The sequence below is a fragment of the Sphingopyxis sp. genome (assembly GCF_016704835.1).
Lineage (GTDB): Bacteria > Pseudomonadota > Alphaproteobacteria > Sphingomonadales > Sphingomonadaceae > Sphingopyxis.
The window spans coordinates 195,077-213,637 of record NZ_JADIZJ010000006.1 but is presented as its reverse complement, the minus strand read 5'-3'; the positions used below and the strand labels follow the sequence as shown (position 1 = coordinate 213,637).

Annotated in this window: 20 protein-coding genes; 10 read left to right on the top strand and 10 right to left on the bottom strand. The window is 63.2% G+C overall.

Going from position 1 to position 18,561, the window contains the following annotated elements; translation table 11 throughout:
• Positions 1-2: 2 nt before the first annotated feature.
• Positions 3-1,676 carry a cytochrome c oxidase subunit I gene (gene ctaD, locus IPF76_RS12515; RefSeq protein WP_293844397.1) on the bottom strand — a complete coding sequence of 558 codons (1,674 nt, stop codon included), beginning with the start codon at positions 1,674-1,676 and terminating at the stop codon, positions 3-5.
• A 15-nt stretch (positions 1,677-1,691) separates the two neighbouring features.
• Positions 1,692-2,780 carry a cytochrome c oxidase subunit II gene (gene coxB, locus IPF76_RS12510; protein WP_293844394.1) on the bottom strand — a complete coding sequence of 363 codons (1,089 nt, stop codon included), beginning with the start codon at positions 2,778-2,780 and terminating at the stop codon, positions 1,692-1,694.
• 232 nt (positions 2,781-3,012) lie between these two features.
• Here coxB and pyrE point away from each other — a divergent pair, with 232 nt between their 5' ends.
• The 5 genes from pyrE (at position 3,013) to IPF76_RS12485 (ending at position 6,812) form a co-directional block, all read left to right on the top strand.
• Positions 3,013-3,597: an orotate phosphoribosyltransferase gene (gene pyrE, locus IPF76_RS12505; protein ID WP_293844391.1), complete on the top strand. Its 585-nt coding sequence runs from the start codon at positions 3,013-3,015 to the stop codon at positions 3,595-3,597.
• Positions 3,594-4,334: a pyridoxine 5'-phosphate synthase gene (locus tag IPF76_RS12500; RefSeq protein WP_293844388.1), complete on the top strand. Its 741-nt coding sequence runs from the start codon at positions 3,594-3,596 to the stop codon at positions 4,332-4,334. Before pyrE ends, IPF76_RS12500 begins: the two co-directional genes overlap by 4 nt.
• Positions 4,335-4,439: 105 nt before the next feature.
• Positions 4,440-4,841, top strand: coding sequence for a holo-ACP synthase (gene acpS / locus IPF76_RS12495; protein ID WP_293844385.1), 402 nt, complete (start codon positions 4,440-4,442; stop codon positions 4,839-4,841).
• Between the two features lie 7 nt (positions 4,842-4,848).
• Complete coding sequence (gene lepB, locus IPF76_RS12490) at positions 4,849-5,691, top strand: signal peptidase I (protein WP_293844382.1); 843 nt, start codon at positions 4,849-4,851, stop codon at positions 5,689-5,691.
• 11 nt (positions 5,692-5,702) lie between these two features.
• A complete protein-coding gene (locus IPF76_RS12485) occupies positions 5,703-6,812 on the top strand; it encodes an AI-2E family transporter (RefSeq protein ID WP_293844379.1) in 1,110 nt (369 codons plus the stop codon).
• Positions 6,813-6,922: 110 nt separating this feature from the next.
• Here the strand turns inward: IPF76_RS12485 and IPF76_RS12480 are convergent, their stop codons facing one another.
• The 3 genes from IPF76_RS12480 to rpsU are packed head-to-tail and all read right to left on the bottom strand — an operon-like array spanning position 6,923 to position 7,948.
• Positions 6,923-7,474: an FKBP-type peptidyl-prolyl cis-trans isomerase gene (locus IPF76_RS12480; protein ID WP_293844376.1), complete on the bottom strand. Its 552-nt coding sequence runs from the start codon at positions 7,472-7,474 to the stop codon at positions 6,923-6,925.
• A 49-nt stretch (positions 7,475-7,523) separates the two neighbouring features.
• Positions 7,524-7,712, bottom strand: a complete 189-nt coding sequence (locus IPF76_RS12475) for a hypothetical protein (RefSeq protein WP_293844374.1) — start codon at positions 7,710-7,712, stop codon at positions 7,524-7,526.
• Between the two features lie 29 nt (positions 7,713-7,741).
• Positions 7,742-7,948: a 30S ribosomal protein S21 gene (gene rpsU, locus IPF76_RS12470; RefSeq protein WP_037510267.1), complete on the bottom strand. Its 207-nt coding sequence runs from the start codon at positions 7,946-7,948 to the stop codon at positions 7,742-7,744.
• Between the two features lie 273 nt (positions 7,949-8,221).
• Between rpsU and IPF76_RS12465 the strand changes: the two genes are divergently transcribed.
• The 4 genes from IPF76_RS12465 to IPF76_RS12450 all read left to right on the top strand — a co-directional run bounded on the left by IPF76_RS12465 (position 8,222) and on the right by IPF76_RS12450 (position 12,157).
• Positions 8,222-8,986 carry a class II aldolase/adducin family protein gene (locus IPF76_RS12465; RefSeq protein ID WP_293844371.1) on the top strand — a complete coding sequence of 255 codons (765 nt, stop codon included), beginning with the start codon at positions 8,222-8,224 and terminating at the stop codon, positions 8,984-8,986.
• Positions 8,987-9,013: 27 nt separating this feature from the next.
• Positions 9,014-9,559, top strand: coding sequence for a (2Fe-2S)-binding protein (locus IPF76_RS12460; RefSeq protein WP_293844368.1), 546 nt, complete (start codon positions 9,014-9,016; stop codon positions 9,557-9,559).
• A gap of 136 nt (positions 9,560-9,695) precedes the next feature.
• A complete protein-coding gene (locus IPF76_RS12455) occupies positions 9,696-10,676 on the top strand; it encodes an RcnB family protein (protein ID WP_293844365.1) in 981 nt (326 codons plus the stop codon).
• Positions 10,677-10,885: 209 nt separating this feature from the next.
• Positions 10,886-12,157: an amidohydrolase family protein gene (locus IPF76_RS12450; RefSeq protein ID WP_293844362.1), complete on the top strand. Its 1,272-nt coding sequence runs from the start codon at positions 10,886-10,888 to the stop codon at positions 12,155-12,157.
• Positions 12,158-12,203: 46 nt separating this feature from the next.
• Here IPF76_RS12450 and IPF76_RS12445 read toward each other — a convergent pair whose 3' ends face one another.
• Positions 12,204-14,783 (bottom strand): EAL domain-containing protein, encoded by a 2,580-nt coding sequence (locus tag IPF76_RS12445; protein ID WP_293844359.1) that lies wholly within the window; start codon positions 14,781-14,783, stop codon positions 12,204-12,206.
• A 208-nt stretch (positions 14,784-14,991) separates the two neighbouring features.
• Between IPF76_RS12445 and IPF76_RS12440 the strand changes: the two genes are divergently transcribed.
• Entirely contained in the window at positions 14,992-16,023 is a 1,032-nt protein-coding gene (locus IPF76_RS12440) for a fatty acid desaturase family protein (RefSeq protein ID WP_293844356.1), read from the top strand.
• On the opposite strand, the gene IPF76_RS12435 is transcribed toward IPF76_RS12440, so the two are convergent.
• The 4 genes from IPF76_RS12435 to IPF76_RS12420 all read right to left on the bottom strand — a co-directional run bounded on the left by IPF76_RS12435 (position 16,020) and on the right by IPF76_RS12420 (position 18,557).
• The gene (locus IPF76_RS12435) at positions 16,020-16,769 is read right to left on the bottom strand and encodes a DNA-binding domain-containing protein (protein ID WP_293844650.1); all 750 of its coding nucleotides are present in this window, start codon (positions 16,767-16,769) and stop codon (positions 16,020-16,022) included. The genes IPF76_RS12440 and IPF76_RS12435 overlap by 4 nt on opposite strands.
• Positions 16,770-16,782: 13 nt before the next feature.
• Positions 16,783-17,637 carry a DUF692 domain-containing protein gene (locus IPF76_RS12430; RefSeq protein WP_293844353.1) on the bottom strand — a complete coding sequence of 285 codons (855 nt, stop codon included), beginning with the start codon at positions 17,635-17,637 and terminating at the stop codon, positions 16,783-16,785.
• A 59-nt stretch (positions 17,638-17,696) separates the two neighbouring features.
• Positions 17,697-17,981, bottom strand: a complete 285-nt coding sequence (locus IPF76_RS12425) for a hypothetical protein (RefSeq protein ID WP_293844350.1) — start codon at positions 17,979-17,981, stop codon at positions 17,697-17,699.
• Positions 17,982-18,071: 90 nt separating this feature from the next.
• Positions 18,072-18,557 carry an asparaginase domain-containing protein gene (locus IPF76_RS12420; protein WP_293844648.1) on the bottom strand — a complete coding sequence of 162 codons (486 nt, stop codon included), beginning with the start codon at positions 18,555-18,557 and terminating at the stop codon, positions 18,072-18,074.
• Positions 18,558-18,561: the final 4 nt, after the last annotated feature.

Genomic DNA, 18,561 nt, shown 5'->3' with positions numbered 1-18,561 from the left:
CGTCACGCGATCCGGGGTAGTTCGTTGAACTGGTGGAACGGCGGCGGGCTCGACAGCGTCCATTCGAGCGTCGTCGCGCCTTCACCCCACGGATTGTCGGCGGCCTTCTTGCCCGCGACCAGCGACCACAGGATGTTGACGAAGAAGATCAGCACGCCGACCGCCATGATGACATAGCCATAGGACGAGATCAGGTGCCAGAAGGCATAGGCTTCGGGATAGTCGGGGTAACGGCGCGGCATGCCCTGCTGACCCAGGAAGTGCTGAGGGAAGAACAGAACGTTGACGCCGATGAAGAATATCCAGAAGTGCAGCTGCCCCAGAACCTCGTTGTACATCCGCCCCGACATCTTCGGGAACCAGTAATAGAAACCAGCGAACAGCGAAAACACCGCACCCAGCGACAGCACATAGTGGAAGTGGGCAACGACATAATAGGTGTCGTGCAGGTTGGTATCGACGCCGCCATTGGCGAGCACGACGCCGGTCACGCCGCCGACGGTGAACATGAAGATGAAGCCGAGCGACCACATCATTGGAGTCTTGAAGCTCATCGAGCCGCCCCACATGGTGGCGATCCAGCTGAAGATCTTGATACCGGTCGGAACCGCGATGACCATCGTCGCAGCGGTGAAATACATCTTCAGGTTCACGCTCATGCCGACGGTGAACATGTGGTGCGCCCACACGATGAAACCGACGACGCCGATCGCGACCATCGCATAGGCCATGCCGAGGTAGCCAAATACCGGCTTGCGGCTGAAGGTCGAGATGATCTGGCTGACGATGCCGAAGCCCGGCAGGATCATGATGTACACTTCGGGATGGCCAAAGAACCAGAAGAGATGCTGGTAGAGGACAGGATCGCCGCCGCCGGCCGCATCATAGAAGGTGGTACCGAAATTGCGGTCGGTCAGCAGCATGGTGATCGCGGCTGCCAGAACCGGCAGCGCCAGCAGCAGCAGGAAGGCGGTGACGAGCACCGACCACACGAACAGCGGCATTTTGTGGATCGTCATCCCCGGTGCGCGCATGTTGAAAATGGTGGTGATGAAATTGATCGCACCCAAAATCGACGCTGCGCCCGCAAGGTGAAGCGAGAAGATCGCCATATCGACCGCCGGCCCCACCGAACCGCTGGTCGACAGCGGTGCATATACGGTCCAGCCGGTTCCGGCGCCAAGACCGCTGCCGCCCGGGACAAACATCGATCCGACCAGCATGACGAATGCAACGAACGTCAGCCAGAAAGATACGTTGTTCATGCGCGGGAACGCCATGTCGGGTGCCCCGATCATCAGCGGCACAAACCAGTTGCCGAAACCGCCGATCATCGCAGGCATGACCATGAAGAACACCATGATCAGGCCGTGTGCCGTGATCATCACGTTCCAGAAATGCTTGCCCTGTACTTCACCCGCGGCGCCGTCGAAAAACTGCGCCCAGCCGGTCAGATACTGGATTCCGGGTTCGGCGAGCTCGAGGCGCATCATCCCCGAAATCACGCCGCCGACGATACCGGCGACGATCGCAAAGATGAGGTAGAGGGTGCCGATGTCCTTGTGGTTTGTCGACATGAACCAGCGAACGAAAAAGCCCGGGGTGTCGTGATCATGGTCATCATGCGCGTGATCGGCATGACCATGGGTGGGTGCAGTTGCGGCGATATCGGTCATCTGTCGGACCCCTTATTAATTCGTGGCAGCCGGGGCGGCGGCGGGTGCCGCTGCCGGGGCAGCTTCGGTCGTGGTGGCAGCCGGCGTCGCGGCGGGTGCCGGAGCAGCGGCAGCAGGAGCGGCCGCCACCGGACCGGCGGGATTGCCGCCCTTCGAGCGGACCCAGGCTTCCCATCTGTCTACGGGCAGCACCTCAACGGCGATCGGCATGAAGCCGTGATCGACGCCGCACAGTTCCGAACATTGGCCGTAATAGACGCCGACCTTGTTCGCGGTGAATGTGGTTTCGTTGGCGCGGCCGGGAACCGCGTCCATCTTGGTCCAGAAGGCCGGGACGGCAAAGCTGTGAATCACGTCGGCGCCGGTGATGATCAGCTTCACCTGACGGCCAACCGGAACAACCATGCGGTTATCGACCGCGAGCTGGTGCGGTTCGCCCGCTGCATCCGCCTGTTCCTTCGGCAGCATCTTCGACACATATTCACCGATGCCCTGGTCGGGATAGGCATAGCCCCAATACCATTGGTATCCGGTGACCTTGATCGTCAGCGCTTCCTTCGACGGTGGTTCATATTGCTGCGCGAGCAGGCGGATCGAGGGCACCGCGATCACCGCGAGGATCAGCACCGGAATGGCGGTCCAGATGATTTCGATGAATGTGTTGTGCGTCGTCTTTGACGGCACCGGGTTCGCCTTGGCGCGGAAGCGGAACATCGCCCACAACATAAGTCCCAGCACGATCAGCGTGATGATCGTGATCACCGGCAACAGGATGACGTGGTTGAACCAATAGGCCTGTTCGCCGACCGGGCTGACCTGCGGCTGAAAATCGATTCCCGCGTCGATCGGCTGGCCAATCCCGGGGGTCGGCTTCATCGGCACATAAGTGGCGTCGCCAGCCGGGACAGCGGCTTCGGTTGCCACGGGTGCCGCCGTCGGCGCGGCCGCATCGACCGCTGCCGGAGCCGGATTCGCCGCAGTCGTCGCGACGGGCGCTTCGGTCGGTGCCGCAGCGGGTGCTTGCGCATGCCCGGCGCCCACCGCGCCCAGCGACAAAGCTGCCGCAATTAACACCTTGATTACAGGGGTTTTCAAGCTCTTCATAAGGATAGTGCCGCCCGTTGCCTGTTGTTCTTTATGACGCTTCACCCCTCTTCGGCAGCAGTCGGACAGGCGTCGCGACAGCCGGAGGATGGGCTGAATCTCGCCGGCGCTATAGACCCGCTTGCCGCTTGCCTCAAGCATCTCTAACACTATTTTACGGCTGGATAATCTTCGCTGCCAAAACCCGGTCGCCGGCAAAGGGCGATGCACTGGATAAAAGAAAAATTCTCCCATGACCGATGATGAAATTCTGGCCGAATTCCGCGCCGCCGATGCCTTGCTGCAAGGGCATTTCCTGCTCTCGTCGGGGCGGCACAGCGAATATTATCTGCAATGCGCGCGCGTGTTGATGGATACGACACGCGCCGGACGGCTGGCCGTGGCACTCGCCGCCAAACTGCCCCGCGACCTCAAACAAGCGATCGACGTCGTGGTGTCACCCGCGATGGGCGGCGTCATCATCGGCCATGAAATGGGTCGCGCGCTCGGCAAGCCCGCGATTTTCGTCGAGCGCCCGACGGGCAGCTTCGAGCTGCGCCGCGGCTTTACCATCGAACCCGGCGCGAAAGTGCTGATGGTCGAGGATGTCGTCACCACCGGCCTGTCGTCGCGCGAAGCGATGGCGTGTGTTGCGGCGGCGGGCGGCGAAGTGATCGCCGAGGCGGCGCTGGTCGATCGCTCGGCTGGCAGCAATGTCGACCTCGGCGTCCCCTTCTATCCCCTCGTCGCGATTAACTTCCCGACTTACGGCGCTGACGAGCTTCCCGAACATCTAGCGGGCACCGAAGCGATCAAACCTGGGAGCCGCGCGAATTGAGCGGCCGCCTCCGGCTTGGGGTCAACATCGACCATGTCGCGACGATCCGTAACGCGCGCGGCGGCGAGCATCCCGACCCGGTGCGCGCCGCTGAAATCGTCGCGGCGGTCGGCGGCGATGGCATCACCGCGCATCTGCGCGAAGACCGGCGCCATATCCGCGACGACGACCTCGCGCGCATCCAGGCTGCGACCGACCTGCCGCTGAACCTCGAAATGGCTGCGACCGACGAGATGGTCGCGATCGCGCTGCGCCATAGCCCGCACGCCGCGTGCATTGTCCCCGAAAAGCGCAAGGAGCGCACGACCGAAGGCGGGCTCGATGCAGCGGGACAGCACAACCACCTTGCCCCCATCGTCGCGCGGCTGAACGACGCCGGCATCCGCGTCAGCCTGTTCATCGAACCCGATCCGCGGCAGATCGAGGCCGCGATGATGCTGCGCGCACCCGTCGTTGAATTCCACACCGGCCGCTACGCCCATTGCGAAGGCGAGCAGCGCGCGGTGGAACTGCGCCGCATCGCCGACGCGGCTGCACTGGCGTGGAAGAATGGCATCGAGCCGCATGCCGGCCACGGCCTGACGTATGAGAATGTCGTCCCGGTTGCGGCGATCCCGCAACTGGCCGAACTCAACATCGGCCATTATCTGATCGGCGAGGCGATTTTCACCGGGCTGGAGGATGCGGTGCGCCGGATGCGCGCGCTGATGGATGAGGCGAGAGGCCCTGATGATTAATTTCATCATTGCGAGCGAAACGAAGCAATCCAGGGGTGGCCCTGCCCCGCTCTGGATGGCCGCGTCGCCTTCGACTCCTCGCAATGACGGTCTTTGGTTGCCGTCATGATCATCGGCCTCGGATCCGACCTCTGCAACATCGAGCGGATCCAGAATTCGCTCGACCGTTTCGGCGAGCGTTTCGAAAATCGTGTCTTTACGGATGTCGAACGCGCCAAGGCGGCGCGTCGGCCCTTCACTCGCGCCGGCACCTACGCCAAGCGCTTCGCCGCCAAGGAAGCCTTTTCTAAAGCCGTCGGAACCGGGTTCAAGCGCGGCGTGTTCATGAAGGATATCGGCGTCGTCAACGCCCCATCGGGCGCGCCGACGCTGGCGCTCACCGGCGGCGCCGCCGAGCGGCTCGCCGCGATGATCCCGGCGGGTCATAGCGCCAACATTCACCTGACACTGACCGACGATCATCCCTGGGCGCAGGCGTTCGTCATCATCGAAGCGATCAAGGACTGACCCGATAATGGCGAAAGACAAAACGAAGGACGACGGCAGCTGGGGCAGGCTGATCCGCGATATTGTTGTGATACTGCTGCTCGTGCTCGGCATCCACAGCTGCGTCGCCAAGCCCTTCTATATCCCGTCCGATTCGATGATGCCCGTGTTGCGCAACGGCGACCGCCTGATCGTCAGCAAATTTCCCTATGGTTGGTCCTATGCCTCGGTCAGCTTTCATCTGGCGCCTAAGACGGCAGGTCGCTGGTTCTCCAACCTGCCCGAACGCGGCGACATCGTCGTACTCGAACATCCGGTGACGCGGATCGACTATATCAAACGCGTTATCGGCCTCCCCGGCGACACGATCCAGCTCACCAATGGCGAACTCAGCATCAACGGCAAGCCGGTCAAGCGCGAGATCCAGCCGCTGCTGGCGATCCCCGTCGATCCCAATCTGCCCAGCGGCGACAGCAGTCTCGACCGCTTTATCACCCGCAGCGCCGACGGGCGCGAGATGCTCGAACTGCCGATCGTTCGCGAAACGCTGCCCAGCGGTGCAACGTTCGACACCATCGACATGGGCCCAGGCTATACAACCGATGATTATGGTCCGATCACCGTGCCCCCCGATCATCTGTTCCTGATGGGCGACAACCGCGACGGCAGCGCGGACAGCCGTGTCGATACGTCACAGAAAGGGCTCGGAGGTCCGGTCCCGTTCGACAGTATCGCCGGCCGCGCCGAGATCATCAGTTTTTCCACCGAGGGCACCGCGATATGGTACAATCCGCTCAGCTGGTTCAATGCGCTGCGGCCCGACCGTGCGGGAACCGACTTGCGGCCCGAACGTAGCAGTTCAGCAAAATAGGGAGCGCGAGCATGGTCGAGCGCGTCGAGCGAAAAGAGCGCGCTCAGGCGCGCGCCAAGGCGACGGCAAACGCCCCCGGTCCCACCGAGATACGCAGCCACCTCGTTCGCACCGAGTTGCTAAAGGCAAGCGTCTGGCTCGGCCTAGCGCTGCTCATCGCCGCGTGCATCGTCCTGATTCAGCCGATCCTGCTGATTTTTGCCGCAATCGTCACGGCCGCGATCCTCGATGGCGGCGCGCGCCTGCTCGGCCGCGTTCTTCCGATCGGACGCGGCTGGCGCCTCCTGATCGTCTGCCTTTCGGTGCTTCTCTTCATGATCTGGACGGCGATGTTCGCCGGGTCGCAGATCGCAGCGCAGGCCCTGAGCCTGCAAAGCGTAGTGGTGGCGCAGATCGAGCGGCTGGCGGCTTGGGCCAGCGATCATGGCATGGGCAGCTTCCAGCTCGACACCAAAACGATCTCCGACAATTTCGCCGGCACCTTTGGCCGCGTCACCGCGGCGGTCGGCTCGGTCGTCGGCGCGTTCACAAGCTTGGTGATGATCCTCGTCCTAGGCGTTTTCATTGCAATCGAACCGCGGCTGTACGAGCGCGGCGTCGCGTGGATGCTGCCGATGAAGAATCGCGAGAATTTCTATATCACCACCGCGCGGATGGGGTTCACCTTGCGACGGTTGATGGCGGGCCGCCTGCTCGGCATGTTCGTCGAGGGCGTCGGAACCTGGCTCGCGTGCATGGCGGTCGGCATCCCGATGGCGGCGCTACTCGGCCTGCTCACCGGCCTGCTCGCCTTCATTCCCAATATCGGCGCGATCGTATCGGGCGTGTTGCTCGTGCTCGTCGGCTTTTCGGCAGGAACCGACGCTGGAGTGTGGGCGATCGTCATCTATCTCGTCGTGCAGACCGTCGATGGCTATCTGATCGTGCCGATGGTCGCCAAAAAGACCGTCGATCTCGCCCCGGCGCTGGTGCTCGGCGCGCAGATCCTGTTCGGCGCCTTGCTCGGCATCATGGGGCTGTTTCTGGCCGACCCGATCGTCGCGATGATCAAGGTCGCACTGGAACGCGAGGCCGAGCGCAATGCTGGGACAGCAGCGAAGGTTGAGAAAGCGGCAGGGTAACGGCCGCTGCAACCTTTCCTTTGTCATCCCGGCGAAGGCCGGGATTTCGACGGTTCGTTATTCCGCTACGAATGAGATCCCGGCCTTGGCCGGGATGACAGAATTAAGGGTCAGGGCTGCGGGGGCGAACCCTGCGGCGGACCAGCCGGGCCGGCGCCGCCCGGCGCGCCCTGCATCATCTGCTGCTGCTGCATCATCTGCTGCTGTTGCTGCATCTGCTGCTGCATCGCACGCACTTCGGCTTCCGAACGGAAGTCGAGCAAGGTGACGTCGAAATGAAGCGTGCTACCGGCCGGGATCGGTCCGGCTTCGCGGTCACCGTAGCCCAGCTGCGGTGGGATCGTGATCTTGTACTGGCCGCCCTTTTTCATCCGCGTCAATGCTTCGGAAAAGCCAGGAACGACCTGCGCCACCTGCATCGGCGCCTGTTCGTTGGCGTCGAATACGGTGCCGTCGTCGAGCTTGCCTTCATATTTCACCAGCACGACATCCGCTTTGGTCGGGCTTTTACCCGTACCTTCCTTGACGACCTCAAACCCGATGCGCGGGGTCACATGATACGCAAAGGCTGCCGCCGCCCTGAGCAGCGCAAACACGCCGATCCAGATCAGCCACAGGCCTTTTTTGTTCACCGGGCGCAGGGGAACCGTCGTCACGCTCATTATCGCTGATCCTTACCGCTGCCCTAACGGGCAAGTTTATCGCGCACGCCTATAGGCGGAGCAGCGTGGAACGGTCCAGCGTGAAGTTACGATGCATGTTCGAACCGTCGTCATTGCGAGCGAGGCAAAGAAATCCAGCGCGGTTTATGCCACTCTGGATTGCCGCGTCGCTTCGCTCCTCGCAATGACGTTGGAAACAAAAAAAAGGCGTCGCGGTTGCCCGCAGCGCCTTTTTCACGATCCGAATCCTTCAAGAGAGGACGGGTTTTACTTGATCCCGTCGCGCTCCATCCGCTTGCGCTCCATCTTGCGGGCGCGGCGGACGGCGGCGGCGTGCTCGCGCGCGCGCTTTTCGCTGGGCTTCTCGTAATGACGGCGCAGCTTCATTTCGCGATACACGCCCTCACGCTGGAGCTTTTTCTTGAGAGCTCGAAGGGCCTGGTCGACATTATTGTCGCGAACGATGATCTGCATGTGCCGTGTCGTCTCCGGTTCGTCCAACGATCAACGGCCACCGGATATCCGGTCCGCCATAAATCGCCGATATGAGGGCAATAAAAGAAGCGCCGCGAAGCCGCGACCTTCCGATGGCTGGGCCGATAAGAGGATTCGCGGCGAAATGCAAGCCCCTGCGCGGCAAAACCCCCCGCTCTGCTGACGAACCACCCGGTCTGTGCGGGATTGTGCCGCCCCCTTGCCTTATGGCATAGGTAGCAGGACGAAACTAACATGACAAAGGGACAGGCCATGGCGACCCAGCTCAAGCGCAACAGCAAATATAGCGAAGCCGAATGGACGGCGCGGCAGGAACTCGCCGCCTGCTACCGGATTTTCGCGATGATGGGCTGGGACGAGATGATCTTCAACCATATCACGGTGAAGGTCCCCGACGAGGACGGCGCCTTCCTCATCAACCCCTATGGTCTGCATTTCAGCGAGGTCTGCGCGTCGAACCTGATCAAGATCGACATCGACGGCAACAAGGTCGACGAAGACAATCCCTGGCACGTCAACAAGGCGGGCTTCGTCCAGCACAGCCTGTTCCACCGCGTCCTGCCCGACGCGCATGCGATCATCCACACCCACACAACCGCGACGGTCGCGGTGTGCGGGCTTGAGGGCGGGCTCCAGCCGGTTAACTTCTACGCCTGCAACTTCATGGGCCAGCTCGCCTACCACGATTTCGAGGGCGTGACGGTGCGTGAGGAAGAGGGCGCGCGGCTGGTCGAGCATCTCGGCGACAAGCGCATCCTGATGCTGCGCAACCACGGCCCGGTGGTGATGGGCAAATCGCTGTCCGATGCCTTCATCAAATATTGGGCGCTCCAGCGCGCTTGCGAAATCCAGCTCGCGACGATGAGCATGGGCAAGCCGATCATCGTCGACGAGGACGTCATCAAGGTCCACCAGCGCGACCTGTATATGGCGGCGATTCCCGGTCAGTCGGGCAAGGCCGAATTCGATGCGATGGTGCGCAAGGTCGACAAGATCGACAGCAGTTGGCGTGACTAATCCGGCGGCCCCGCTAAACCTTCGTCAATGACGCGATTCTCAGTCAACGACCGTCCGGTCGAATATCGGATGGAACCCGAAACGCCGCTGTTGTGGGCGCTGCGCGACGCATCGAACCTGACCGGGACCAAATACGGCTGCGGCACCGGCGAATGCGGCGCCTGCACCGTCGACATCGATGGCGAATCGATTCGCAGCTGCCTGGTCACGATCGCCGAATGTGAAGGCCGCTTCGTCACCACGATCGAAGGCTTGTCGCGCGATCGCAGCCATCCGGTGCAGCAGGCGTGGGTTGCCGAACAGGTGCCACAATGCGGGTTTTGCCAGTCGGGGATGATCATGGCCGCCGCCGCTCTGCTACGGGCGAACAGCAACCCGAGCGATGCCGACATCGACGCGGCGATAACGAACATCTGCCGCTGCGGCACCTATCCGCGCATCCGCACCGCGATCCGCCGCGCCGGCCGCGTGCTGCGCGGGGAGGAACGGATTGCCGCCGCTCCGCCTCCCGGTATCCGCCCGGAAGATGCCGCGCGCGCCGTCCCCGCCCTGCGCCTGCCCCCCGGCACCTGACTCGGTTTCGTTCATGTAGCTGAACCGCAGGCAACAGCATGGTTCAGCCGCCGATCATCTTGCCCCCGGTAACTAACGATTCATCATCCCGGCTGGCCTTCTCCAGTGCGCGGGACCTGAATTGGAGTATGGCATAATGAAAAAGATGTTCGGAGGGTTGCTGATCGCTGCGACGATCCTGACCCCCATTGCCCCCGCCGCCGCGCAGGCGTCTGGCGAGCGAATTCAGCTGGCGCAGCGCGGCGATCGCGCCGACCGACAAGGGCAGCGTCAGCAGCAGCGCAGTGAACGCCAAGCCGAGCGCCCCGAACGGGCTGCCCGGCAACAACAGCGTAGCGAACGGCAGGCGCAGCGCCCGCAGCGTGGCGTCCAGCAGCAGCAGCGCGCTGAAAATCGGGTCAACCGTCCAGGCATCGACAACGGTGCGGCCCAGGCTCAACGTCAGGCCCAGGCGCAACGTCAAGCCCAGGTACAGCGACAGTCGGTTGCCCAGCGTCAGGCGCAAGCCCAGCGTCAGCGCGGCAGCACCTATGACCGCAACAACGATGGTCGCATCGACCGCCAGTGGGATCGCAACCGCAACGGCCAGGTCGATCAGCGTTACGATCGCAATGACAATGGCCGCGTCGATCGTCGCTACGACCGCAACCGCAACGGCGATCTCGATCGCCGCCTCGATCGCAACAACAACAATCGCCTCGACCAGCGTGACCCGCGGTATGACCGCAATCGCGACGGCCAGATCGATCGGCGTTACGACCGCAACAACAACGACCGCGTCGATCGCCGGTACAGCGACCGCCGCGGCAACTGGAACCGGTCATGGCGCGACGACCGACGCTACAACTGGCGCGATTATCGCCAGCAATACGGCAGCCGTTATCGCCTGGGCAGCTATTATTCGCCATACCGCAACCATCGCTACACGCGGTTCAGCATCGGCTTCAGCCTGGGTTCGCTGTTCTACAGCAGCCGCTACTGGATCAACGATCCGTGGCAGTATCGTCTGCCGCCGGCTTACGACGGCTATCGCTGGGTCCGCTATTATAACGACGCGATCCTCGTCGATACCTACAGCGGCGAAGTGGTCGACGTGATCCACGATTTCTTCTGGTAAGTCCTTTCGATTACCCGAAGACAAACTTGAGGGGCCGACGCTGTCGGCCCCTCTTTTTTGATCCTCCCTGTCGCTGCTCGACACAGAGGATTCGGCTCGCTTAGCGCCGCCACGCGCCCGCAAAAGCGCCGGCCCCGCTCCCACGCCTTTCGCCCTTGCGCTGCTCCACCCCAAGCGTCACGATGACGGATCAGGACAGGGGATTATCCATGCAAAAATACGGATTGCTTGCGGCGCTGACACTCGCGCTGCTCGGCACCACGGCGAACGCCAAAACTACCGTCATTTATGCCGGCCGCATCATCACCGACGCCGACAAGCCGGCGCAGGGTCCTTCGACGATCATCATCACCGATGACCGCATCACCTCGATCACCGCTGGCCGCAGCTCCGCCCCCGCCGACGCCGAAGTCGTCGATTTGGGCGACAAGACCTTGCTCCCCGGCCTGATCGATCTTCACGTCCACCTGACCGGCGACCCCGGTGGTGATTATCGCAGCGAGGCCGTCGATCCCGACGAATGGGGCGTCGTTGTCGGCGTCAAAAATGCTGCCATCACCCTGCGCGCCGGATTTACGACGGTGCGCGAAGCGGGGTCGGCACAATATAGCGCCTTCTCGCTTCGCCGCGGCACCGCGAACGGCTTTATCGAGGGGCCGCGGATCATCGCCGCCGGTCCGGCGCTGGCGATCATCGGCGGGCATGGGGACGTTACGGGCTTTCGCGAAGACGTCCATGCCGTGCTCGATCAGGGCTATACCTGCACCGGCGCGCTCGAATGCGCCGAAAAGGTCCGCAAGGCGTCGCGCGCTGGCGCCGATATCATCAAGATCACCGCGACCGGCGGCGTCTTGTCGCAGCAAGGACGTGGGCTTGAGGGCCATTTCACTAGCCTCGAACTGCAAAGCATCGCCGACACTGCTCACTCACTAGGGCTGAAGGTCATGGCGCACGCCCACGGCGCGCGCGGTATCGAAGCGGCCGCGGCGGCGGGCATCGACACGATCGATCATGGCACCTTCGCCGACGATGCGGCGCTGAAGGTCATGAAGGCCAAGGGCACCTATCTGGTTCCGACGCTGATGGCGTTTGAGGGCATCCGCGAACGGCTCGGCAAGGGCATCTACACCGCGACGGTCGAGGAAAAGGTCCGCATGACGCTGGGCAGCGTCGGCAAGGCGGTGACCCGCGCCAAGGCGCTTGGCGTACCCGTCGCCTTCGGCACCGATGCCGGGGTATTCGAACATGGCCGCAACGGCGGCGAGTTCGCATTACTGGTCAAGGCCGGACTGACCCCGCGCGAGGCCTTGGCGAGCGCGACCACGGTCGCGGCCAAAGCGTTGTCGATGGAGAGCGAAATCGGTCGCCTCGCCCCCGGCATGTCGGCGGACATGATCGCGGTCAGCGGCGATCCGCTGGCCGATGTCACGGTGTTGGAAAAGGTCGAATGGGTGATGGTGCGCGGAAGAGTGGCAGACTGACATTCCCCAGGTCCCATCCCGGCGCAAGCCGGGATAGCAAATATGTTCAAGCCGCGCGCCGCACTCTCCCGCGAACTGGCGTCACTGTCTTCGGCCCCAGCAACGCGTCCATATCCACCGCTTGCTCGAACTTTACCCCCACGCGGTTACCCGCCGACCAGCGCGCCTCGGCATCGAACGTCTGATCCGCGCCGAACTCGAGCGTCAGCACTGTTCCCGGCGGCACGTTCCACAGCCCCTCGATCAGCGCCCCGCGCGGGGACATGTTGCGGACGATCGCTTCATATTGATGCCCGCCGCTCGCCACCTGAATCGTGCGGAAGATCGTCAGCCGCGGCGCGCGCGCGCTTTTGAAACCGCGCGCCACGGCCCGCCCGCCGCCCTCGCGAAGCAGCGCGAGCACCTCGGCCAGTTCCATGGGCTTGCCATAGATGAAGCCCTGAACATGACTACACCCCAGGCCGCGGATCAACGCCAGATCGTCGTGGGTCTCGACCCCTTCCGCGGTCGTTTCCATTTTCAGCGCGATCGCAAGCCCGACGATCGACGAGATGATGGCGGCGTTCATGCTGCTCGGATCGGCGGCTCCAAGGACAAAGCTCTGGTCGATCTTGATCTTGTCGAACGGCGCTTTCTTCAGATAGCCGAGCGCCGAGTATCCGGTGCCAAAATCGTCGAGTGCCAGCCGCACCCCGGTGCGTTTCAGCCTTTGAAACATCTCCAGATTTTCGGGACTCTCGTCGAGGAACACCCCCTCGGTAATCTCCAACTCGAGCTGTTCGGGGCGTATTCCCGCGGCGGACACCGCGCTCAGGATCGTCGCGGGTAATTTTTCATTGGCAAACTGGCGCGGCGAGACGTTGACCGCAACGCGGTAGCAGGGGCCGAGCAGCGCGATGCTGGCGCAGGCGGTGCGGATGACCCATTCGCCGATCGGCACGATCAGGTTCGATTCCTCGGCGATCGGGATAAATTTCGACGGACTGATCATCCCCTCGGTCGCGTGATGCCAGCGGATCAGCGCCTCGAACCCGGTAATCCGTTCGCTGCTGACATCGACGATCGGCTGATAGAGCAGCCGCAGCTCGTCCTTGACCAGCGCATCACGCAGCGCGTCCTCGATAGCCTTGCGCTCGCTGGCCTGATTGTGCATCGCGTCGGCATAGAAACGATAGACCCCGCGCCCCGCATCCTTGGCGGCGTAGAGCGCGAGGTCGGCGTTGCGGACCAGCGCCGACGCCGACACCCCCTGCCCGTCTGAGACCGCGATGCCAACCGAACAGCCGATACGGACCTGCTCGCCCTCGATCGAAAAGGGCTTTGCCAGACTCAGGATGATCGCATTGGCGATCGCCGCCAGCTTTTCGGGCTGGCTCAGCTGCGGTACGACGATCTGAAACTCGTCGCCGCCCAGCCGCCCGACCTGCCCCTTGTCACCGACGATCTGGGTCAGCCGTCCGGCGACCTGTTGTAGCAGCTGATCGCCTACCGGATGGCCGAGCGTGTCGTTCACCGCCTTGAAGCGGTCGAGGTCCATCAGCAGCAATGCGCACGGCTGCGGCTGGCCGATATGACTCTTGAGCGCGCGTTCGAGGAGGCCGGTGATATGCGGTCGATTGGCCAGCCCGGTGAGCGTATCATAGCGCGCGAGCTGATTTATCTCGCGTTCCGATCGTTTCTTGTCGGTCAGGTCGGTGCCGCTGCCGCGAAAACCCTGAAAATTGCCGAGTTCGTTGCTGATCGGCTGCCCCGAGATCGACCACCAGCGTTCCTCGCCCGCGACCGCCGCCTGCACCGTCAGCTCCTTGAACGGCGTGCGCGACGACAGGCTGAACCCCAGCGTGCGCTCCTCACTCTCGTCGTTGCCGATCCTTTTGCGGATGATTTCGGTGAACGGCCGACCAACGAGGTCTGTTGGGGCGCCGCCCAGCCGCGCCGCGACCGTCGGCGAGATATAGACAAGCTGGCCATGGCGATCGGTTTCCCAGAACCAGCCGCGTCCGGCGCGCTCGAAATCGCGCATGAGATTGAGTGCGCGCTGCTGGTCGCTCACCGACTGGCGCCGCGCCTGCGTCGCGCGGCGCTGATGGCGAATATCGTCGCGCATCATCACGATCAGCAGGGCGAGGAAAACGCAGCCCGCGATCGCAAAGGGCCAGGAAGCAACGCCGATCGCACCGCCCAGCGCGGTCGCACCGGCAAAGGCGAAAAAGGCGGGACGGACGATCGCCACCGCTGAGGCGGCAACGAGCAGTGACCCGACCTGGATCGCGGTAAACGCATCGAAATAATAGCGACCGTCGGGAACTGCGATCGCCGCGAACATCGCTGCCGCATCGAGCAGGCTGCCCAGTGCGATCAGTCCCAGACACGCCATTCCCAGCCACTGCAGCTGCCGTTGCAGCCGCACGCCGGGTCGGCGCATGACCTGCCCCAGAATCGTCAGCGCCAGGTCGCAAGACAGGCCTGCCGTCATGATCAGCCACTGCGAGGTGTATTCCAGAAACCCGGGAACCCCCGGAACAAATGCGAAGGTGATAAACGCCAGGACGCGGCCGATCAGTACATAATGCCACAGCTGCGCCACGCGCAGCAGGCGCGTTACAAACTCGGGCGAATCGAACATCGATTCGTCCCTCGGTTGCCCACCGCCACTCACCCGGAAGATGTTATGCCGAACCCCCAATTTCCTGCTTGTCCTGCTCATCTGATCCACCCGGTCCAGTGGTCAGATAGGGGTTACCAATTCCTTATCGCGGCTCGGGCGTTAACCCCATTATTGTGCCATTATGGATGTTGTTCCGTTTCGCATCGCAACTTGTTATAACCGCGCCATGCCCGCCGTTCGCCTGCTCCCGCCCGACCGCTTTTTCGACCGCAGCCAATGGGCGGCGATCACTGCCGCATCGCGCTGGCGCGGGGTCTGGCTGGTTGCGCATGCGTGGATCGTCAGCATCGCGCTGGTGGGGGTGGCGGCATGGCTACAGAACCCCGCCGCGTGGCTGATCGCGATCGTCTTCGTCGGCGGGCGCCAGCTCGGCCTGGCCATCCTGATGCACGACGCCGCGCACGGACTGCTGCATCCGGTGCGCAAGACCAACAATTTCCTTGGCCAATGGCTCACCGGTGCGGCGGTCGGTTCGGACCTGATCGCCTATCGCACTTATCATCTCCAGCATCACAAATTCACCCAGCAGGCCGAAGACCCAGATCTGGCGCTGTCGAAACCCTTTCCGACCACGCGCGCCAGCCTGGGCCGCAAGGTGATGCGCGACTTGACCGGCCAGACTTTCTTCAAACAGCGTATGGCGCAAATCGGCTTTGCCCTGGTGGGGCTGACAGCGATGCTGCGCGGCGAAGCGGTCGAAAAGGGCCGCGCCAGCACCACTGCGGGGACCCCGTTCAACAAACAGTCCGCCGACGGCATGACGTCACCGACGGTCGATGTCGCAGGCGCGATGGCGGTGGCGCGCGCGGTCGGGCGTTTCCTGCTTGTCCAGGCGGTGCTGCTGACCGCCTCGCTCGCGCTCTACGGCTGGACGCCTTACCTGCTTTGGCTCGCAGGGCTGGCGACGACGTTTCAGCTGTACCTACGCATCCGCAACATCGCCGAGCATGCCTGCACGGCGACGGGCAGCGACGACCCGTTCACCCACGCGCGCACCACCCGCGCTGGCTGGATCGCGCGCGCTACGGTTGCGCCATATTGGGTGAATTATCATTCGGAACACCACTTGTTTATGGGGGTGCCCTGCTATCGGCTGGCCGCGGTCCATTCGGTGCTTGGCCGCGCCGGGCGTCACGAATCGATGACGATCGCGCCCGGCTATGCCGCGGTGCTGGCCCAGGTCACGTCACCAAATTAGTCGGCGGTCACCAAAATTCCATCCGCAAGCCAGGTGCCGAGCCATTCCGCAATCACCGCCATCGCCGCAGACTCGCCGCAGGCTTCGATGGCGCGAGCGCTCAAATTGATGAAGTTGCAGCCCGTCGCCAACCGGTCGAGCGCTTCGGCCTCTTCTGCTGTCAGGCTACGAAAGCTTGGCTGTTGCCTGCGCCGCCAGACCAGCAGGCGCACCGGTCCGGCCAGCTCCGCCACCGGTGGCGGCTCGCGCCGCGCGTCGAGGGCGCTCCAGATCGCGGCGCTATTATAGCTGAAATTCAGCATCCGCGCCGATGGGTGGAGCGATAGCGGTCGGTCAATCCAGCCGTTGCCGAGCGCACCGACCCGCGCGGTGTCGAGGTGCGCGACATCCGCCGCATCGAACGCTGCGCGCAGCCCCCAGTCGAGCGCAGCCAGTTCGGCAAGCTCGCCATCCTCTGGAAAATTCTGGCCCAAAAACGTCGCGAATTCGTGGCCATAATCGCGCAGGTTGCGCGTCGTCGACCGATGCCCGGCGATGTAGGCGCGCGCCACGCGGCCGAACTGTTCATCACCAAGATAGGCAAATAGCCGCGCAAAATGATCGGTCAGCACGCCGGTCAGGCTGGCGCGGTAATTGTGGCGATAGATGTCGAGCCGCTTGCGCGCGCCCACATGGTTGTCGTCCACGATAAACAGCTCGGCATCGGCGGCATCATCGATCACCCCGGCCAGGAACCGGGCCTGCATCACGCGTAACCCCTCATCCATAATGGGGTTCACACATCCGCGCCGCGACCCCGCGCGCGCGATCGAGTTCGGCGAGTAGCGCGGTAAGCGGCGGGATGTCGTCATCGCGCTCGATCATCGTTGCGACCGGCCCGAACAGGCCGCAGGCGTCGGCAAATAATTCCCATACCGCTTCGCAGACGTCGGCATCGTGGGTGTCGATGACATAATCCCCCATGTCGCTGTGGCCGGCGAGGTGGAATTGCTGGATGCGCGCGGCGGGCAGCCCGCCCAGATAGTCATGCGGATGAAAGCCGTGATTGCGCGCACTGACATACACGTTGTTGATGTCGAGAAGCAGCAGGCAGTCGGCACGTTCGGCCATCTCGGCCAGAAACTCCCACTCGCTGCGATCGGACGCGCGAAACGTCACATAGCTGGAAGGGTTCTCAATCAGGATGCGGCGGCCAAGATAGTCCTGGACCCGCGAGATATTGTCGACGACGCAATCGAGCGTCGGCGCGTCATAGGGCAGCGGCAACAGATCGTGGCTGTTGTGCGCGTTGATCCCGGTCCAGCACAGATGATCCGACACCCACAAGGGTTCGACGCGATCGGCCAGAGCCTTGAGCTGACCCAGATAATCCACGTCCAGCGGCTCGGCCGACCCGATCGACAGCGACACGCCGTGCATGACTATCGGATAATCGGCGCGGATCGCGTCGAGCATCGCCAGCGGCTTACCGCCCGGCACCATGAAATTTTCCGAAATGATCTCGAGCCATTCAACCGCCTGCGGCCCCTCCAGAAAATCGCGGTAATGATGGGGACGCAGACCAAGGCCGAAGCCCGGGTACGCCAGCGCCTTGCGGTCATTGGTGCAGGTCATCGATCTGGCCATGGATGGCGTTCCGCGCGGCGCGACACGCCGCGCGGAACGCGAAGCGGTCAGCCGATGTCGCCGATGACGCCGCCGGCGGTCAGGCACTTCGCCGCAGCCATCGCCTTGAAGCCCTGGTTCTTGCACTCATTGTGGCCCTTGCACTCGTTGGCGCTGGTCTTGCAGTCGGCGGTGCCTTTGCAGCTGTTGACGCCGTAGCAATGGATCGTGTCATTTGCGCCGACGGCGGCGCCCGAGCTGTTGGCCGGGCGGTCGGCGGCAAAGGCGGCGCCGGTGAGCGCCAGCGCGGTCGCCGATGCGGCAAAGGCGGCGGCGAATTTAGTGTTGGTCATGATAATCCTCCGATGACGGATGGAGGGCAAAACGTGCCTCCATGCTGTGATATTCGGATGGGCGCTAAAGATGTTACAGCCGCGCGGACTTTATTCGTCGCGGGCGACGAAGCGCGCGCCAGCCCGATCCTTCACCGTCGTCGCGGGATCGAAGATCATACCGTTCATCGCGATATAGACCCCCGGCGGCAAAATCTGCGCCGCCGCCAGCGCAAAGCCGACGTTGAATTCGGCATCGCTGGCGCGCACCGACGCAGGTTGCATCGCCCCCGTCATCACGATCGTCTTGCCCGCAATCCCCTCCAGCGCGCGGCCAGTGACGACCATCGTGTCGGTGCCATGCGTGACCAGGATATGCGGCGCTTCGCTGCCCTCGACCGCCGCGCGGATCGCGGCGCGGTCGGCATCGCCCAGTTCCAGGCTATCCTTGCGCATCAACTGCGTGACGCGGTGCGGGACATGAACATTATTCTCGCGCAGCAGATCGGGGATCGCAGCGGGGCCGATCTGGAATTCAGACAGTGCGTCGAAATAGACTTTGTCGATCGTCCCGCCGGTGGTGAAGATTTCGATCATGCGG

Coding starts and splice junctions, on each gene's coding strand:
- ctaD (WP_293844397.1), bottom strand. CDS start 1,676: ATGACCGATATCGCCGCAACTGCACCCACCCATGGTCATGCCGATCAC.
- coxB (WP_293844394.1), bottom strand. CDS start 2,780: ATGAAGAGCTTGAAAACCCCTGTAATCAAGGTGTTAATTGCGGCAGCT.
- pyrE (WP_293844391.1), top strand. CDS start 3,013: ATGACCGATGATGAAATTCTGGCCGAATTCCGCGCCGCCGATGCCTTG.
- acpS (WP_293844385.1), top strand. CDS start 4,440: ATGATCATCGGCCTCGGATCCGACCTCTGCAACATCGAGCGGATCCAG.
- lepB (WP_293844382.1), top strand. CDS start 4,849: ATGGCGAAAGACAAAACGAAGGACGACGGCAGCTGGGGCAGGCTGATC.
- IPF76_RS12485 (WP_293844379.1), top strand. CDS start 5,703: ATGGTCGAGCGCGTCGAGCGAAAAGAGCGCGCTCAGGCGCGCGCCAAG.
- IPF76_RS12480 (WP_293844376.1), bottom strand. CDS start 7,474: ATGAGCGTGACGACGGTTCCCCTGCGCCCGGTGAACAAAAAAGGCCTG.
- rpsU (WP_037510267.1), bottom strand. CDS start 7,948: ATGCAGATCATCGTTCGCGACAATAATGTCGACCAGGCCCTTCGAGCT.
- IPF76_RS12465 (WP_293844371.1), top strand. CDS start 8,222: ATGGCGACCCAGCTCAAGCGCAACAGCAAATATAGCGAAGCCGAATGG.
- IPF76_RS12460 (WP_293844368.1), top strand. CDS start 9,014: ATGACGCGATTCTCAGTCAACGACCGTCCGGTCGAATATCGGATGGAA.
- IPF76_RS12455 (WP_293844365.1), top strand. CDS start 9,696: ATGAAAAAGATGTTCGGAGGGTTGCTGATCGCTGCGACGATCCTGACC.
- IPF76_RS12450 (WP_293844362.1), top strand. CDS start 10,886: ATGCAAAAATACGGATTGCTTGCGGCGCTGACACTCGCGCTGCTCGGC.
- IPF76_RS12445 (WP_293844359.1), bottom strand. CDS start 14,783: ATGTTCGATTCGCCCGAGTTTGTAACGCGCCTGCTGCGCGTGGCGCAG.
- IPF76_RS12440 (WP_293844356.1), top strand. CDS start 14,992: ATGCCCGCCGTTCGCCTGCTCCCGCCCGACCGCTTTTTCGACCGCAGC.
- IPF76_RS12435 (WP_293844650.1), bottom strand. CDS start 16,769: ATGCAGGCCCGGTTCCTGGCCGGGGTGATCGATGATGCCGCCGATGCC.
- IPF76_RS12430 (WP_293844353.1), bottom strand. CDS start 17,637: ATGACCTGCACCAATGACCGCAAGGCGCTGGCGTACCCGGGCTTCGGC.
- IPF76_RS12425 (WP_293844350.1), bottom strand. CDS start 17,981: ATGACCAACACTAAATTCGCCGCCGCCTTTGCCGCATCGGCGACCGCG.
- IPF76_RS12420 (WP_293844648.1), bottom strand. CDS start 18,557: ATGATCGAAATCTTCACCACCGGCGGGACGATCGACAAAGTCTATTTC.